Raw genomic sequence first — 15,570 nt, 5'->3', positions numbered from 1 at the left:
CCCATAAACCGCAAATCCTACAACCTCTACTTCGGTAGAGGTTTTTTTATTTGGCTCTGAAACCAATTCGAAAAGGAAGTGAGAGACATGGCAACCCCGAATGTAGAACAGGTCATTGCTTTAGCAAACGAATATAATCTGATCCCGATTGCCCGAACGTTGCTCGCCGACATGGAAACCCCAATCCGGATCTTCCGTCGTATTGCTCAGCGGGAGCAGGCATTTTTGCTGGAGAGCGTGGAAGGTGGCAGTCAGTGGGCGCGGTATTCTTTCATCGGCACCGCCCCGTTCTTGACGATTTCCGCGAAGAAGGGCGAGATCACGATTCAACGGGAAGGCGGTACAGAGCATTTGCGCTCGTCCCGTCCCGTCGATGAGTTGAAGGCGATCCTGCGGGGCTATCGCAGTCCGAAGCTTCCGGAAATGCCGCCGTTTACGGGTGGAGCGATTGGTTTCTTTGGATATGATCTGCTGCAGTACTATGAGAAGCTGCCGGCGCATCAGGTCGATGACCTGAACCTGAATGATATGCAGTTTATGTTCTGCGATCAAGTGATCGTGTTCGACCACGTGAAGCAGCGGATCCTGCTGGTGGCCAACGTACACGTGAAGCCAGACGATCGCGACGAAGATATTCGCCGGGCTTATGCGGAAGCGGAGCTGAAGCTGGATTTGGCGGCCGATCTGCTGCAGCAGGAGGGGCCGGGCGAAAGCTTTAACCGCCGGCCGATGCCGGTCGTGACGGATCTTGGGGACGTCAAATCCAACCTGACGAAGGAGCAGTTCATCGCGAACGTTGAAAAAGCGAAGGAATATATCCGCGCAGGCGATATTTTTCAAGTGGTGCTGTCACAGCGGTTCCATATCGAAACAGAAGTTGATCCGCTTCACGTCTACCGCGTCCTGCGGACGTTAAATCCGTCGCCGTACATGTATTACCTCAAGCTGGACGAGGAGATTATCGTTGGGACGTCGCCGGAGGCTTTGGTCAAGGTAGAGAACGGCCGAGTGGAAACGCGTCCGATCGCCGGCACGAGACCGCGGGGGGCGACGGAAGAAGCCGATTTAGCGTTGGAAGCGGAGCTGCTGCAGGATGAAAAAGAACGGGCGGAACATCTGATGCTGGTCGACCTTGGACGCAACGATTTAGGCCGGGTATCCGAGTTCGGCAGCGTAACCTGCGACTCGTATATGGAGATCGAACGGTATTCCCACGTTATGCACATGGTATCCAAGGTGTCTGGCAAGCTGCGGGAGGATAAGGACTTCTTCGATGCATTCCTGTCTTGTTTGCCAGCCGGGACCGTCTCCGGGGCGCCAAAGCTGCGGGCGATGGAGATTATTGCGGAGCTGGAGCGCGAGGCACGCGGCACTTATGCCGGGGCCATTGGGTACCTTGGATTCTCAGGGAACATGGATTCTTGTATTACGATCCGCACGATCGTGTTCAAGCAAGGGAAAGCATACGTGCAGGCCGGCGGAGGCATCGTATGGGATTCCATACCGGAGAACGAATATCAGGAGTCGGTGAACAAGGCGAAGGCTTTGCTGACGGCGATCCGTACAGCGGAGCAGATGTTTCCGCCAGCCACCCGAAATGACGGTGTGATTAATCAGGATTACCTTTACGAATATACCCCGGGGAACTAAAGAGAGGAGCGAATCGAGATGACAGGACAGCAAACCGTTCAGGCGGGCATTAGCCGCTTGATTGAAGGACGGCATTTGTCGCGGGAAGAAGCGCGTGGTGTGATGCAGGCGATCATGAACGGCGAATCAACGCCAGCTCAAATCGGCAGCCTGTTGACCGCGCTGCGAATCAAGGGAGAGACTGTCGAGGAGATCACCGGCTTCGCCGAGGCGATGCGCGGCGCCTCCAGCCGAATTCATACGGAAACGCAAAAGCTGCTGGATACGTGCGGAACAGGCGGATCCGGCATCCACAAAATCAACGTATCCACGACGGCGGCGATCGTGGCAGCCTCGGTGTCGGTGCGGGTAGCTAAACACGGCAACCGGTCGGCATCCGGCCGTTCGGGAAGCGCCGATGTTCTCGAAGCGTTGGGCGTGAATATCCAATTGGACGCCAGCCAAGCGAAACGCTGTCTGGATGATATCGGCATCTGCTTTATGTTTTCACAGCTGTATCATCCATCGATGAAGCACGCGGCAGGCCCTCGCAAAGAGTTGGGGATTCGAACGGTCTTCAACATGCTGGGGCCATTAACGAATCCGGCAGGAGCGGATCGCCAGGTGCTGGGCATTTATGACGGCAGCAAAACGTCGACGATCGCTGAAGTGCTGCGCGAGCTCGGATCCAAACGGGCGCTGGTTGTCAGCAGCCAGGAAGGTCTGGATGAAATCAGCATTTCGTCGCCGACACGGGTATCCGAGTTGAAAAACGGGGAGATCACAACCTACGAACTGCTGCCGGAAGATCTGGGACTTCGCACGTACCCGCTGGAAGCGATGATCGGCGGCGATCCCGAGACGAATGCGGAGATCGTCCGGCGCGTGCTGCAAGGGGAGCGCGGCGCTCACCGTGACGTCGTACTGGCCAACGCAGGCGCTTGCGTATATGTGGCTGGTTTGGCGGACACGATCCGGGACGGAGTTACGATCGCTGCGGATGCGATCGATTCCGGGAAGGCCTATGCCAAGCTGCAACAGCTGATTCAGACAACGGGGGAATTAAGTTATGTATCTTGATCGAATTGTAGAGACGAAAAAAACAGAAGTCGCACGTTTGGCAGAAAGCTTCTCCCTTGCGGATGCGGAGCGCCGCATTGCGGCGATGGAGCCCACGCGGGGGTTCCACGCGGCACTTACAACCGGCCGGAAGCGGGATATGGGGTTAATCGCCGAGGTGAAAAAGGCGTCCCCGTCCAAAGGGCTGATTCGCCCGGATTTCCATCCGGTGCAGCTGGCAGCGGCTTATGAAGCGGCGGGAACCGATTGCATCTCCGTGCTGACGGATGAAACGTATTTTCAGGGCAGCGGCGCCTATTTGAGCGCAATTCGCGAGGCCGTAAATGTGCCGCTGCTGCGCAAGGATTTTGTGATTGACGAGCGGCAGATTTACGAAGCCCGGCTGCTTGGCGCTGACGCTGTACTGCTGATCGCCGCAATCCTGAGCGATGCACAGCTTCGCGACTACCTGTCGATCGCCACGGCGCTGGGACTGGATGCGCTTATCGAAGTGCATGATCGCGAGGAGCTGGAGCGGGTCCTGATGCTTCCAGCGGCGAAGCTGATCGGCATCAACAACCGGAACCTGCGGACGTTTGAAGTGTCCCTGGAGACGACGGCCGCGTTGGCGGAGCTGGTGCCATCCAGTGCGACGCTGATCAGCGAGAGCGGGATTCAAACCCGGCAGGATGTAAAATACCTTCAACAGACCGGCGCACAAGGCGTGCTGATCGGAGAAACGTTTATGCGGCGAGAAAATGTGGGGGACGCCGTGGTTGACTTAATGGGACCGTTACTTCAAACGGATTCCCGCGAATTGGATGCCGAAGGGACGACGTCAAATGGGTGAAGTGGCCGTAAAAATTTGTGGACTTCAAAGCGTTGAAGTGCTAAAATCTATGGTGAACTTACCCGTAGATTATGTTGGATTCGTGTTTGCCCGAAGCAAGCGCCAAATCAGCGGAAGCCGTGCAGCGGAGCTGCTTCCTGTGCTTCAAACGTGGAGCACAGGGGCAGTTCCGCAGAGCGTTGGGGTGTTCGTCAATCCGACCTTGGAGGAGCTGGACGAGGTTTTGCGGCAGGCGCCGCTGGACATCCTGCAGCTCCACGGGACGGAAAGCCCGGATTTTTGCCGGAAGGTGAAGGACGCTTATGGCGTCAAGCTTTTCAAGGCATTCTCGGTCAAAACGGACGGATCGGTCCATGTCGGCGCGACCTTGGCGGAGTATGACGGCGTGCTGGACGGGCTGTTGCTCGACACGTACGATCCGAAGTACGGCGGGGGCTCTGGCGTTGCATTTGATTGGGCTGCTGCAGAGCCTTTTCGTCAATGGGCCAAGGAGCGAGGAATCCCGTTCTTTGCGGCCGGCGGCTTGCATCCCGGCAACGTTAGGACGTTAATTGAGACGCTGCAGCCGGATGGCGTAGACGTCTCAAGCGGCGTGGAAACCGACGGCGTGAAGGATATCGCGAAAATAACTGCATTCGTAGAGAGGGTGAAGGGATGATGAAGCAGGTACCGGATGAGCATGGACGGTTTGGTCCTTTTGGCGGCCGCTACGTGCCGGAGACGCTGATGAACGCTTTGATCGAACTGGAAGAGTCCTATTTGAAATTTAAAGATGATCCCGAGTTTCAAGCGGAGATCGCTTATCTGCTGAAGCAGTATTCCGGACGGGAGACGCCGCTTTATTACGCGGAACGCCTGACGGAGCACCTGGGCGGGGCGAAAATTTATCTGAAGCGCGAGGATTTAAACCATACTGGCGCCCATAAAATCAACAACGCGATCGGGCAGGGGATTCTGGCGAAGCGGATGGGCAAGCAGAAAGTGATCGCCGAAACCGGCGCAGGCCAACACGGCGTGGCTACGGCTACGGTAGCGGCCTTGCTAGGTCTTGAATGCAAGGTATTCATGGGTGAAGAGGACACGAAGCGGCAGCAGCTTAACGTGTTTCGGATGAAGCTGCTGGGTGCTGAAGTTGTTCCGGTTATGTCCGGTACACGCACGTTAAAGGATGCTTGCAACGAAGCGCTGCGCTATTGGGTGAGCAATGTGCATGATACTTTCTATATTCTCGGATCGGCCACCGGGCCGCATCCTTATCCGATGATGGTTCGGAACTTCCAGCGGATTATCGGCGATGAAACGCGGAAGCAGATTTTAGAGGCGGAAGGCCGGTTGCCGGATATGCTTGTCGCTGCGGTCGGCGGCGGCAGCAATGCGATCGGGATGTTTTATCCGTTTATCGAGGATCAGGAGGTTCGTCTGGTCGGTGTAGAAGCCGCAGGCAAAGGCATTGACACCGAGTTCCATGCTGCCACGATGACCAAAGGCACCAAAGGCGTCTTCCAGGGCTCGATGAGTTATCTGCTTCAGGACGCTTACGGCCAAGTTCTGCCAGCCCACTCGATCTCGGCCGGTCTCGATTATCCGGGCATTGGCCCAGAGCATTCGTATCTGAAGGATATCGAACGTGCGAAGTATTATCCAATCACGGACCGTGAGGCTCTGGATGCCCTTCAGCTGCTAAGCCGGACCGAAGGGATCATTCCGGCGCTGGAGTCGGCGCATGCGGTGGCCCAAGTTGTGAAAATGGCTCCGGCAATGAGCCGGGACGAAATCATCGTCATTTGCTTGTCCGGCCGCGGGGATAAGGACGTGGAGTCGATTATGGCGTATACGAAAGGCGGGGAGACGATATGAGTCAACCAACAGGTCAATTGCTGGACGACACGTTTGCGAAGCTGAAAGCAGCGGGACAAACCGCGCTGATTCCGTTCGTGACCGTCGGTGACCCGGACCCGGAGACGACGCTCGACATTTTGGCCGTTCTGGAGGAAGCCGGTGCCGATGTGGTGGAGCTGGGTGTACCTTATTCCGATCCCTTGGCGGATGGCCCGGTGATTCAGCGGGCGTCGGAACGTGCCCTTGTCCACGGAATCACGGTGGCTTCCTGTATCGAGACGGCATCCAAAGCCCGGGAACGCGGCATCCGTATGCCATTTGTCTTGTTTACTTATTACAATCCCGTGTTGCAAATGGGGACAGAGCGCTTGTTGGCTGAGCTGCAGAAGGCGGGGATCAGCGGCTTAATCATTCCGGATTTGCCGTATGAAGAAGCGGAGGAGGTCCTGAAGTTGGCGGATGCCGCCGGCGTAAGGCTGATCCCGCTCGTCGCGCCTACCTCCAGCGGCCGGATTGCACGGATCTTGGAGCGTGCCCGCGGATTCGTATATTGCGTCTCTTCGCTGGGCGTAACCGGAGAACGGACTTCGTTCCATGCCAGCGTCGACGAATTTATCGCCTCGGTTAAAGCGCAAACGGATTTGCCCGTTGCCGTCGGCTTCGGAATATCTAGCCGGGAACAGGTCGAGCGGTTTGCTGCGATCTGTGACGGAGCGGTCGTGGGCAGCGCCATCGTGCGTAAAATAGAGGAAAACTTGCCGCTCTTGTCCCAGGCTTCGACTCGGGACCAAGGGTTGTTGCAAATTCGCGACTTTGTGGCAAAATTGAGATTATAGTTTTTTTGGCTAAACCATCACAAAGTCATTTGAGGAGGAACCTATACATGTTGCCGAAACCCCAGATCGTCAATTTGCCGGTATATCAGCCGGGAAAACCGATTGAAGAAGTGAAGAAAGAGCTTGGGCTCGAGGATGTCATTAAGCTGGCTTCCAACGAAAATCCGTTTGGTTGCTCGCCGCGCGTCCGCGCCGCCATTGAACAGGAGCTGGCGAACTTAAGCTTGTATCCTGACGGCAGTGCCGCAGAATTGACCGAGGCGTTGGCCAGCCAGCTTGGCGTTGGGAAGGAGCACATTATTTTCGGCTGCGGTTCGGATGAGATCATCGCTCTGATTGCCCGCGCTTTCTTCCTGCCGGGGGACGAGACGGTGATGGCAGACCAGACGTTTAGTGTGTATAAAAGCAACGCCGACATCGAAGGTGCAGTCAGCATCGAGGTGCCGCTGAAGGAAGGTACCCACGATTTGGAGGGAATGCTTGAACGCATCGGAGACAAAACGAAAGTGGTTTGGATTTGCAACCCGAACAATCCAACCGGAACGATCGTACCTCATGCGGAGTTGGTTGCTTTTCTGGACCGGGTTCCGGGGCACGTGCTGGTCGTTTTGGATGAAGCTTATGCCGAATATGTGACCGATTCAGATTACACGAACGGGATCGCTTTGCTGAACCAGTACCCAAATCTAGTTGTGCTTCGTACTTTCTCTAAAATTTACGGTCTCGCTGCGCTGCGGATCGGTTATGGCGTGGGGCAACCGGCGGTCATTAAACTGATCAATCAGGTTCGTGAGCCGTTTAATACTTCGCGGATCGGGCAAGCGGCGGCAAAAGCGGCTTTGGCCGATCAGGAATTCGTGGCTGACTGCCGGGCTAAAAACCGCGAGGGAATCGCCTATTTGTATAAGGAATTCGACCGGCTGGGCCTGAAGTATTTCCCGGCGCATGGCAATTTTATCATGGTGGATGTTCAGCGTCCGGCGGGTGAAATGTTTCAGTCGTTATTGCAGCTGGGGATTATCGTGCGCGGAGGATTCCATAAATATCCAACTTCCGTGCGGGTGACCGTCGGATCGGCGGAACAGAACGCTAAATTTATATCTGCCTTGGAGCAGGTGCTTGGCAAATCGGCAACTCGGGTCTAATCCCCAATTTATTCGCAGAAAATGAGTGAGATACGATGACAACGAAAATTGCCATTTTTGGCGTGGGTTTGATCGGCGGATCGCTGGCGTTGTGCTTCAAAGGCAAGCCGGGAATTACGGTCGTTGGCCACGCCCATCGCCCGGAATCCTTGAAACGCATTGAGGAGCGCGGTGTCGTTGACGCCGCGACTCTGTCCATGGAAGAGGCGGCGGCGGATGCCGACTTTATTTTTTTGTGCGTGCCGGTCGGGTTGTTGGAAGATTACCTGCGGAAGCTGACCGAGCTGCCGCTGAAGCCGGGCTGCATTGTAACCGACGTTGGCAGCACCAAGGCGTCGGTCGCCGCTTGTGCGGCCAAAATCGCCCGTCCGGGCGTGCATTTCATCGGCGGCCATCCGATGGCCGGCTCGGAGCGTTCCGGCGTGGAGGCGGCTTCGACGCTCTTGTTCGAGAACGCCTACTATGTGCTGACGCCGTCTCCTGATGTGCCGGAGGAGGCCTATCAACGCCTGGAGCAGCTGCTGGCGTACACCAAAGCGCAAATTGTGCGTGTGGACCCAGTTCTGCATGATGAAATCGTTGGGGCGATCAGCCATCTTCCGCATATTATCGCGGTTGCCTTGGTGAATCAGGTGCGTAATTACAACGATGGCAACGGGTTATACCGGATGCTGGCGGCAGGTGGTTTCCGCGACATCACGCGGATCGCTTCAAGCGACCCGGTGATTTGGCGGGATATCCTGCTTAGTAACCGGGACGTGCTGCTTCATTTGTTGAAGGACTGGAACCGCGAGATCGAAGGCTTTATCACTTTATTGGAGGCACAGAACGGGGAAGGGATCGAGGCCGAATTCCAAAAGGCCAACCAGTTCCGCAGCGAGCTGCCGGAGCGGCGCAAAGGGGCGATCACCTCGTTGTTCGATATTTATATCGACGTACCCGACACACCGGGGATTATCGGGCAAATCGCAACCGAACTTGGTCTGCGCCATATTAACTTGAGCAACATGCAGATTATCGAAAGCCGCGAGGACGTTCCGGGCGTACTGCGCCTCTCTTTCCGCCAGGAAGGGGAGATGGAGCGGGCGAAAGCTCACCTCCAATCGCTGGGGTATGTTGTGTACGTGTAGTTGGCTTTTGTTAGGGGAAAGGCTTGGCTCGGTGTTGAATTTTAAATTCAGCCGGGCCTTTTGTTGCTTTGGCCGCTGACGGGGATTTAACGGAACCTAGGGACGTTATTTGCGTGGATGTAGGCCTTTTCCAATTCTAACGGAACGAGGAGACCTTATTTGGCTTAATCGCTGCGAATTCGCAGGCGTGACTGGCGAATAAGGTCTCTGGGGTCCGTTACAACGGGAAATCGCCGGGAAATGGACAAATAAGGTCCATACGTTCCGTTAGCAGCCCGTCGTGATCGTAATGTAAGCGCTAAAAAAAGATGTTGACAGAATGAAAACGTATACATATAATAAAAGTACAGTATGGTTTCTCTCCACTCCTATCCAATAACTTCTTGCTCCCAAGTGAGCAAGGACCGCTTCTTCGGAAGCGGTCTTTTTTTGCGTCAGCTGGTGAGCAATCTACTCGAAAAATCGAATACAATTCGCTCGTTCTGCTGGTTTCAGCCGAAATATATATGAAATTTCGTGTTTATTGGGGCATCAGGAGGGTGGAAGGCGCGATTCTGTATGAAATTTCGAATACATTTCGGATTTTTGGGCGATCGCGGCAAAATGTATGCGAAAAATCGAATACATTGCAACCGATCCCCATGCATGCTAACTACGGTACACGGCAAGCGAACTACGGTAACGGTTTGATTAGTTTCTCCTGCTGCCCCCATATCCGTACCCCTTAACTATAATCGACACCCATAAGTCACACTATCCGCATCCAAGAGAAGTTACTTCCCCACCATCCCCGGTTACTTCTACCGCGACCTAAGACAAGTTACTCAACAACAGCACTGGTACCTCGCACGCGCCTCAGGTCCAGATTATCATCAACTATTTCTCACCGCCTCACAAAACTAACGCCAGACAACAAACTTCATACCGCGGTCTATGGAACTCACACTATACATCTTTCGGACCAACACGGCGGACGATAGCACACGCACACGTTTTCAGCATCAGTTACTTCATCATGGTCATGTTATCCGTAGCTTTCTTGGCGCATTTTTTAACACGCTTAACACGCTGGAGTTAGCCCGACCGGTTGAAATGCTGCTTGCGATAGGTGAGCGGGCTGACGCCGTATTTCTTCTTAAACGCCTTGCTGAAATAATAAATGTCAGGGAAACCGGCTTGTTCGGCGACTTCTTTGATCAGCAGGGAAGGCTGCTGCAACAGTTCGCAGGCTTTGGCCAGCCGGATCCGGTTCATCTCCTCGATCAGGGTTCGGCCGGTTTTTTGCTTATATACGCGGGACAGATGGCCGTAGCTCATATGCAGCGATGCGGCTAGTGCTTCCACATTCAGACGCTCCCCGCGAAAATCCTCCAGGTACACCTCCACCTTACGAAGCAAGGCGTCCCGGGCTTGCGCAGGCTCCGAAGCTGATGCGCCGGTCTCATGTGCGGCGGTCACGCCGGACAAGACCTCCAGCAGTTGTACGAGCAGCAGCCTGAGATAAAAAGGCGACCGCCCATGTTCAGCCTCGGTAAACAGCTGAATGAGCAGCGACCGAATGCCGTAATCGTCCCGGTAGGCCCCCGGAGGCCAATCCTTCAACCGATTCAGCCGCAGGAGAAAGCTGTCGTTCGCCGGCTTTGCTGCGCTATTTTCCGCTAAATCGTCCGCTGCTTCTGTCGCAGTCTCTTCCTCTGCCGCGCCTGGAATTGGCCGAAACCGCCACCGCAAACAAATGCCCTCATGGGGATCTTCCCGAGAGTAGTCGTGCGCATGGGTCATCCCCGGAGGGATCAAAAAAAATTCGTCCGCATACACCATCACGTCCTGGTCGATAAATCGTGTTTGCATACGGCCGGACAAGACATAGTTGAATTCATACCAAGTGTGGGCGTGGGGAGGGCATTTGCCTGAACCCCCGGTTTGTTCTATCACGATATCGACCCAGTCCACCACCGCATCGCCAACCGCGATTTCACCACAGATTTTGTTCAGTGCAGGCACCAGTTCGTTACGCCATTTTTTCAAATCCATGAGCTGCTGCTCCTTTGTTCGATTTGACTCCATCATATCATAATAGGACAAAAATTGATGAGGATAAGTAATTTACTTCGCCGGGGGAGAACCGGAAAATGAGGGGGAAGGCTAACTCATATTCAGGGGAGGTACCCGATACGATGTTCTGGACGGAGGAGAAATTAAACGCACGGATTCGCGAGCTGGAGGGGTATCGATACCGCGATGCCCGGCCGATCGAGGCGTTTCGCGCTCAAGTGGATGAGGAAGGGCGCATCGGCGCCAGACCGCCCAAGGAGGGGCCGTGGTCCACAATGCAGACAGGAGAACGCTGGGAAGGCCGCGATCTTTATTTATGGCTGGAGACGGACGTCGAGCTTCCGGCCGAATGGAAAGGGCGCAAGATCGTTGGCGTGTTTGACTTCGGCAAAACGGGAGGCGGAAACAACTCCGGGTTTGAATCACTTCTGTATGTCAACGGCGAACCGTTCCAAGGCGTGGATATGAATCACCAGGAGGTATTTTTCCCGGACGAGGCTTCCGGTACGAAGGTGAAGCTGCAGTTCCGCTTATGGTCCGGTCTGGAGGGCGGCGGGAAACCGCAGGTACAGGAGCACCGGATCAAGCGGGCGGAGATCGCGTGGCTGGACGGAACGGTGGACCGTTTGTACTATACGGCCCGTGCGGTCATGCAGACGGTGGAGGTATTGCCGGCGAACGCGCCGGAGCGGACGGATTTGTTGACGGCGCTGGATCGCGCTTTCCTGCGAATCGATTGGTCCTATCCGGGATCGGAGGCGTTTTATGCGTCGCTGACGGAAGCGGAGGAGCAATTAACCCAGGCGGTGGCGGGAATGAAGAAAACGTCGCCGGTGACGGTGCAATGCATCGGGCATACGCATATCGATGTCGCCTGGTTGTGGCGGCTGAAGCATACACGGGAAAAAGCAGCCCGCAGCTTCAGCACCGTACTGCGACTGATGGAGATGTTCCCGGAATACGTGTTCCTGCAAACGCAGCCGCAGCTATACGAATATCTGAAGCAGGATTACCCGGAGCTCTATGAACAGATCAAGGAACGGGTCAAAGAAGGACGCTGGGAAGCGGCCGGCGGCATGTGGCTGGAGGCGGACTGCAATTTGACGAGCGGGGAATCGCTGGTGCGGCAGCTGCTGTATGGGACGCGGTTTTTGCGCGAGGAATTTGGCCAGGAATGCACCTATCTGTGGCTGCCGGACGTCTTTGGCTACAGCTGGGCCTTGCCGCAGATTTTACGCAAGTCGGGTATTCACACGTTCATGACAACAAAAATCAGCTGGAACCAGTACAACCGCATGCCGCATGATACGTTTTGGTGGCGCGGCATCGACGGCAGTGAGGTGCTGACCCACTTCATCACCACGCCGCAGGACGGAAATTTCTGGTGGTACACCTACAACGGGCAGATCGAGGCGTCCAGCGTGCAAGGCATCTGGGAGGCCTACCGCGATAAAGAAGTGAACAAGAAGCTCTTGCTCTCTTACGGATACGGCGATGGCGGCGGCGGCGTAAACCGCGAGCACTTGGAGCTGCGTCGGCGCCTCGACGAGATGCCGGGTCTGCCGCGTGTGACGACCGGAAGGGCGGACGATTTTTTTGCGAAGCTGCATGAGACAGTGGAAGCAGCGGATCGTTACGTCCATACGTGGGACGGCGAGTTGTACCTGGAGTACCACCGGGGAACCTATACCAGCCAGGCGTACAATAAAAAAATGAACCGGAAGCTGGAGCTGCTGTCCCGGGACGCCGAATGGCTGCTTAGCTTGCAGGCGTTGCTTGCGGGCTGCGGAAACTGGGAGGCCTATCCGAAGGCCAAGCTGGACGAAAGCTGGAAAACGATCCTGCGCAACCAGTTCCACGACATCATCCCGGGCTCGTCCATTCCAGAGGTATACCGCGACTCCAAGGAGGAGTATGCCCAAGCTGAATCGCTGCTGGAGTCGTGCCGGGAGCAGGCCATTCAAGCCTTGACGAGCGATGCGGGGGATACGTATACCGTGTGGAATCCGTCCTCTTGGCCGTTTACCGGACTGGTTGCCTTGGAAGGTCAAGACACAGACACGGGAACACAGTGGATTCAAGCGGATGGGCAAAAGCTGCAATCCGAATTCGACGGGACGACCGTGTGGGTACGCGTGGAGAACGTGCCGCCGCTTGGCTTTGTAACGATCCAACGTAAGAAGGACGGGCAAGCAAATAACGCGGTGACAAGCGAACCGTTTAAAGCGCGGCCAAACGGGATCGAAACTCCGATTTATAACATTGAGTGGAACGACCGCGGGCAGCTGATCTCCATCTTCGACCGCGTCGCTGGCCGTGAAGTGCTGGCTTCCGGCGAACGGGGCAACGTGCTGCAGGTGTTTGAGGATAAGCCCAAAATGTTTGAGGCTTGGGACATCGATGTGTTCTATCAGGAGAAGCAGCGCGAGGTTGAGCAACTCCAAGAATGCAAGGTCGTTACCGGTACGCTGCGGGCTGTCGTCACATTTACCTGGACGTACATGAGCTCGACGATTCGCCAGCAGATGATTCTGTATGCCGATAACCGGCGGATCGATTTCCGGACTTGGGTGGATTGGCAGGAACGTCAGCAGCTGCTGAAGGTTGCTTTTCCAGTGGACATTCGGGCGACGGAAGCGACTTACGACATTCAGTATGGCAACGTGAAGCGCCCAACGCATTGGAACACGTCGTGGGATTTCGCCCGCTTCGAAACGGTCGGGCATCAATGGGTGGATTTGTCGGAGCGCGGCTATGGGGTTAGTCTGCTGAATGATTGCAAGTACGGGCATGACATTAAGGATCATGTGATACGCCTGTCGCTGCTGAAATCGGCAACGTACCCAGACCCGCAGGCGGATCGCGGCGAGCATGAATTTACGTATGCGCTGTATCCGCATGAGGGGGATTGGTCCGAAGGCGGTACCGTGCAGGCGGCAGCGCTCCTGAATCAACCGGTATACGCTACACCAGGTACGGCTCATACTACGTCGTTCTCCTTGCTCCAAACGAGCGGCAGTGCGGATGTCGTCATCGATGCGGTGAAAAAAGCGGAAGACGACGATAGCGTGATCGTCCGTTTCCATGAATATAAGGGCGGCCGGGGCCGCGTCCGGTTACACGTCGGAGTGCCCGTGGCGTCCTGGCAGGAAACCGACCTGATGGAACGTCCGGCCGGAGAGCTGTCCTCCGCAGATACGATTGAGCTGACAGTGACGCCTTATGAAATCAAGACGATTCGTCTTCAGTTGAAATAAAGATGGGCGAAACGGGCGCCTCCTCAGTTGTCGGAAGTGGGGGCGCCTGTTAGCGTTTCAATATCGTTAGAACCATAGAAAAATAAAACCACCAGAATAATGATCACAATCCATTCGGAAAAACCTTCGCCGTCAAATTGACCCATGTGGCAAACCCCCGTAATCGTAATTAAGTTCAAAGCGTACAATCTCCATTTGGCGTCCGCTGAAATGAACAGGCATTTGGAGCAACTCCGGCTTACGACAACGAACGCCAGCATTAGGAGGAACTGTCCGCTTTTTTCTTCATGGCATTAATGATGTCGTTGATGGTGAGATCCCCGTTTTCATTGAGGAAATTCAGCAGTTTATCGGCGTTCGCGTCGCTGCTGATCGTTTTGTACTCGCCAACCAAGGAGACGAACATGGTCGCGTTTCGGTATAACTGGACGGAATCCACGCGTAGTTTGCCGGAGAGCAGCAGCGCAGCTACGGTGTATTCCGGGGTTTTAGGCCGGAAGCCGCCTTTTTTGCCGTTCTTCTTGCTGGAAGACGAGGACTTGTTCTTTCCGGCTGAGTTCATGGCTTTACCTTCCTTAACTTGATGGAGTCCAGTTGCTTGTCATGCGGAACAGGTCGAACCGATCCCGAAATCGATCCTAAATCGATTCCTAGGAGTGCCCTGTTATTTATGCTATGCAACCGCGCGGGGTTGGTGTAGACGAAGAGACGCAAACGATCCACCTATTCCACCATCTGGACGGGATTGACAATCCAGGCAGGGACCGGTAGAGTAATAATTGAATTGCATAGGAAATCCACTAGGGGCGCCGTCATCGGCTGAGACAAGAGATCATCTTGGACCCTTTGAACCTGATCTAGTTCATACTAGCGTAGGAAAGTGGAGCCGGCCCCAAGTGACATGCGCTTAGGCTGCCATGAGTATATCGGTATGCCTAGGGTTCATCCAGCCGCTCCCTCTACGGAGCGGCTTTTTTGCGTGCTCTGGCAGCTCGGTTTGCCGTTGTCCTCTCAGAGGATTTCCTTGCCAAAATTTGTGGAGGTGGAGAAGTTGGGATTTTCTCAAGAGTTGCGTAGGAAGGCGGACGGAATTTATCAAGCGATATTTGATCATCCCTTTGTCAGAGGTATTGCGGAAGGCCGGTTACAGAAAGAACAGCTCATTCATTACGTCAAGCAAGATTTTGAGTATCTGAATGCTTACATGCGAATTTACGGGATCGCGATTTCCAAGTGCCAGACCCGCGAGGAGATTGCGTTGTTCAATCAACAGATCGATTTCATTTTAAACAGTGAGATTCATCCGCATCACAATTTTTGCCGGGTGGCCGGGGTGAAATTTGAAGATTTGCAAGGCTTTCCGCTAGCCCCTTCGGCTCATCATTATATCCGTCATATGCTGACGGTGGCCCACGAAGGAAGTTTGGGAGAAATATACGCCGTGCTCCTGCCTTGTCCGTGGACTTATCTGGAGATTGGCAAGAAGCTGTTGGAGGAAGTGCAGCCGACGCCGGAGCATCCGTACTATGAGTGGATCACTTTCTACGGTCAACGGGCAGGAGGCGTCACAGAGAAGTTCATGCGGGCGTTGGACCAATGGGCGGAAACCGCCAATGCGGCGGAGCGTCAACGCATGACCGAGCATTTTTTGCAGAGCTGCCAGCTCGAATATCTCTTCTGGGATATGGCGTATCGGTTGGAAGATTGGCCGGTTGCGGTGCCGGTGCTTCAGCTGTAACTCCGCGCCGATTCGCTATCCATCCATGCCCA

At 55.0% G+C, this 15,570-nt stretch carries 13 protein-coding genes and 1 riboswitch; of the genes, 10 read left to right on the top strand and 3 right to left on the bottom strand.

Annotated features, from left to right (window positions below):
* Positions 1-87 precede the first annotated feature (87 nt).
* From trpE to U9M73_RS07700, 8 genes are read left to right on the top strand one after another with little or no spacing between them, the layout of a single operon-like run.
* Positions 88-1,650 carry an anthranilate synthase component I gene (trpE, locus tag U9M73_RS07735; protein WP_009225890.1) on the top strand — a complete coding sequence of 521 codons (1,563 nt, stop codon included), beginning with the start codon at positions 88-90 and terminating at the stop codon, positions 1,648-1,650.
* Positions 1,651-1,668: 18 nt separating this feature from the next.
* Positions 1,669-2,709: an anthranilate phosphoribosyltransferase gene (gene trpD, locus U9M73_RS07730; protein WP_260071688.1), complete on the top strand. Its 1,041-nt coding sequence runs from the start codon at positions 1,669-1,671 to the stop codon at positions 2,707-2,709.
* Complete coding sequence (trpC, locus tag U9M73_RS07725; RefSeq protein WP_009225892.1) at positions 2,699-3,538, top strand: indole-3-glycerol phosphate synthase TrpC; 840 nt, start codon at positions 2,699-2,701, stop codon at positions 3,536-3,538. Before trpD ends, trpC begins: the two co-directional genes overlap by 11 nt.
* Positions 3,531-4,196, top strand: a complete 666-nt coding sequence (locus U9M73_RS07720) for a phosphoribosylanthranilate isomerase (protein ID WP_323076723.1) — start codon at positions 3,531-3,533, stop codon at positions 4,194-4,196. The genes trpC and U9M73_RS07720 overlap by 8 nt, the downstream gene beginning before the upstream one ends.
* On the top strand, positions 4,196-5,395 hold the full coding sequence (gene trpB / locus U9M73_RS07715; protein WP_323079090.1) for a tryptophan synthase subunit beta: 1,200 nt from the start codon (positions 4,196-4,198) through the stop codon (positions 5,393-5,395). The genes U9M73_RS07720 and trpB overlap by 1 nt, the downstream gene beginning before the upstream one ends.
* On the top strand, positions 5,392-6,213 hold the full coding sequence (trpA, locus tag U9M73_RS07710) for a tryptophan synthase subunit alpha (protein ID WP_260071685.1): 822 nt from the start codon (positions 5,392-5,394) through the stop codon (positions 6,211-6,213). Before trpB ends, trpA begins: the two co-directional genes overlap by 4 nt.
* Positions 6,214-6,260: 47 nt before the next feature.
* The gene (gene hisC / locus U9M73_RS07705; RefSeq protein ID WP_009225896.1) at positions 6,261-7,358 is read left to right on the top strand and encodes a histidinol-phosphate transaminase; all 1,098 of its coding nucleotides are present in this window, start codon (positions 6,261-6,263) and stop codon (positions 7,356-7,358) included.
* 35 nt (positions 7,359-7,393) lie between these two features.
* Positions 7,394-8,488, top strand: a complete 1,095-nt coding sequence (locus U9M73_RS07700) for a prephenate dehydrogenase (RefSeq protein WP_009225897.1) — start codon at positions 7,394-7,396, stop codon at positions 8,486-8,488.
* 1,074 nt (positions 8,489-9,562) lie between these two features.
* On the opposite strand, the gene U9M73_RS07695 is transcribed toward U9M73_RS07700, so the two are convergent.
* Positions 9,563-10,522 carry a helix-turn-helix transcriptional regulator gene (locus U9M73_RS07695; RefSeq protein WP_260071683.1) on the bottom strand — a complete coding sequence of 320 codons (960 nt, stop codon included), beginning with the start codon at positions 10,520-10,522 and terminating at the stop codon, positions 9,563-9,565.
* A gap of 143 nt (positions 10,523-10,665) precedes the next feature.
* Between U9M73_RS07695 and U9M73_RS07690 the strand changes: the two genes are divergently transcribed.
* Positions 10,666-13,800 (top strand): alpha-mannosidase, encoded by a 3,135-nt coding sequence (locus tag U9M73_RS07690; protein ID WP_323076720.1) that lies wholly within the window; start codon positions 10,666-10,668, stop codon positions 13,798-13,800.
* Between the two features lie 23 nt (positions 13,801-13,823).
* Here the strand turns inward: U9M73_RS07690 and U9M73_RS07685 are convergent, their stop codons facing one another.
* Together U9M73_RS07685 and U9M73_RS07680 are read right to left on the bottom strand one after the other, a co-directional pair.
* Complete coding sequence (locus U9M73_RS07685; RefSeq protein ID WP_260071681.1) at positions 13,824-13,946, bottom strand: hypothetical protein; 123 nt, start codon at positions 13,944-13,946, stop codon at positions 13,824-13,826.
* Between the two features lie 113 nt (positions 13,947-14,059).
* Positions 14,060-14,362 (bottom strand): hypothetical protein, encoded by a 303-nt coding sequence (locus tag U9M73_RS07680; RefSeq protein WP_260071695.1) that lies wholly within the window; start codon positions 14,360-14,362, stop codon positions 14,060-14,062.
* A gap of 230 nt (positions 14,363-14,592) precedes the next feature.
* Positions 14,593-14,696, top strand: a riboswitch (TPP riboswitch).
* Positions 14,697-14,851: 155 nt separating this feature from the next.
* Here U9M73_RS07680 and tenA point away from each other — a divergent pair.
* Positions 14,852-15,538: a thiaminase II gene (gene tenA / locus U9M73_RS07675; RefSeq protein WP_323079088.1), complete on the top strand. Its 687-nt coding sequence runs from the start codon at positions 14,852-14,854 to the stop codon at positions 15,536-15,538.
* Positions 15,539-15,570 lie beyond the last annotated feature (32 nt).

The organism is Paenibacillus phoenicis, assembly GCF_034718895.1.
Taxonomy (GTDB): Bacteria; Bacillota; Bacilli; order Paenibacillales; family Paenibacillaceae; genus Fontibacillus; species Fontibacillus phoenicis.
Note: the sequence above shows the minus strand (reverse complement) of the source record. Positions and strands in the feature narration are given on the sequence as shown.

Coding starts and splice junctions, on each gene's coding strand:
- trpD (WP_260071688.1), top strand. CDS start 1,669: ATGACAGGACAGCAAACCGTTCAGGCGGGCATTAGCCGCTTGATTGAA.
- hisC (WP_009225896.1), top strand. CDS start 6,261: ATGTTGCCGAAACCCCAGATCGTCAATTTGCCGGTATATCAGCCGGGA.
- trpB (WP_323079090.1), top strand. CDS start 4,196: ATGAAGCAGGTACCGGATGAGCATGGACGGTTTGGTCCTTTTGGCGGC.
- trpE (WP_009225890.1), top strand. CDS start 88: ATGGCAACCCCGAATGTAGAACAGGTCATTGCTTTAGCAAACGAATAT.
- U9M73_RS07680 (WP_260071695.1), bottom strand. CDS start 14,362: ATGAACTCAGCCGGAAAGAACAAGTCCTCGTCTTCCAGCAAGAAGAAC.
- U9M73_RS07720 (WP_323076723.1), top strand. CDS start 3,531: ATGGGTGAAGTGGCCGTAAAAATTTGTGGACTTCAAAGCGTTGAAGTG.
- U9M73_RS07690 (WP_323076720.1), top strand. CDS start 10,666: ATGTTCTGGACGGAGGAGAAATTAAACGCACGGATTCGCGAGCTGGAG.
- trpC (WP_009225892.1), top strand. CDS start 2,699: ATGTATCTTGATCGAATTGTAGAGACGAAAAAAACAGAAGTCGCACGT.
- U9M73_RS07695 (WP_260071683.1), bottom strand. CDS start 10,522: ATGGATTTGAAAAAATGGCGTAACGAACTGGTGCCTGCACTGAACAAA.
- U9M73_RS07700 (WP_009225897.1), top strand. CDS start 7,394: ATGACAACGAAAATTGCCATTTTTGGCGTGGGTTTGATCGGCGGATCG.
- trpA (WP_260071685.1), top strand. CDS start 5,392: ATGAGTCAACCAACAGGTCAATTGCTGGACGACACGTTTGCGAAGCTG.
- U9M73_RS07685 (WP_260071681.1), bottom strand. CDS start 13,946: ATGGGTCAATTTGACGGCGAAGGTTTTTCCGAATGGATTGTGATCATT.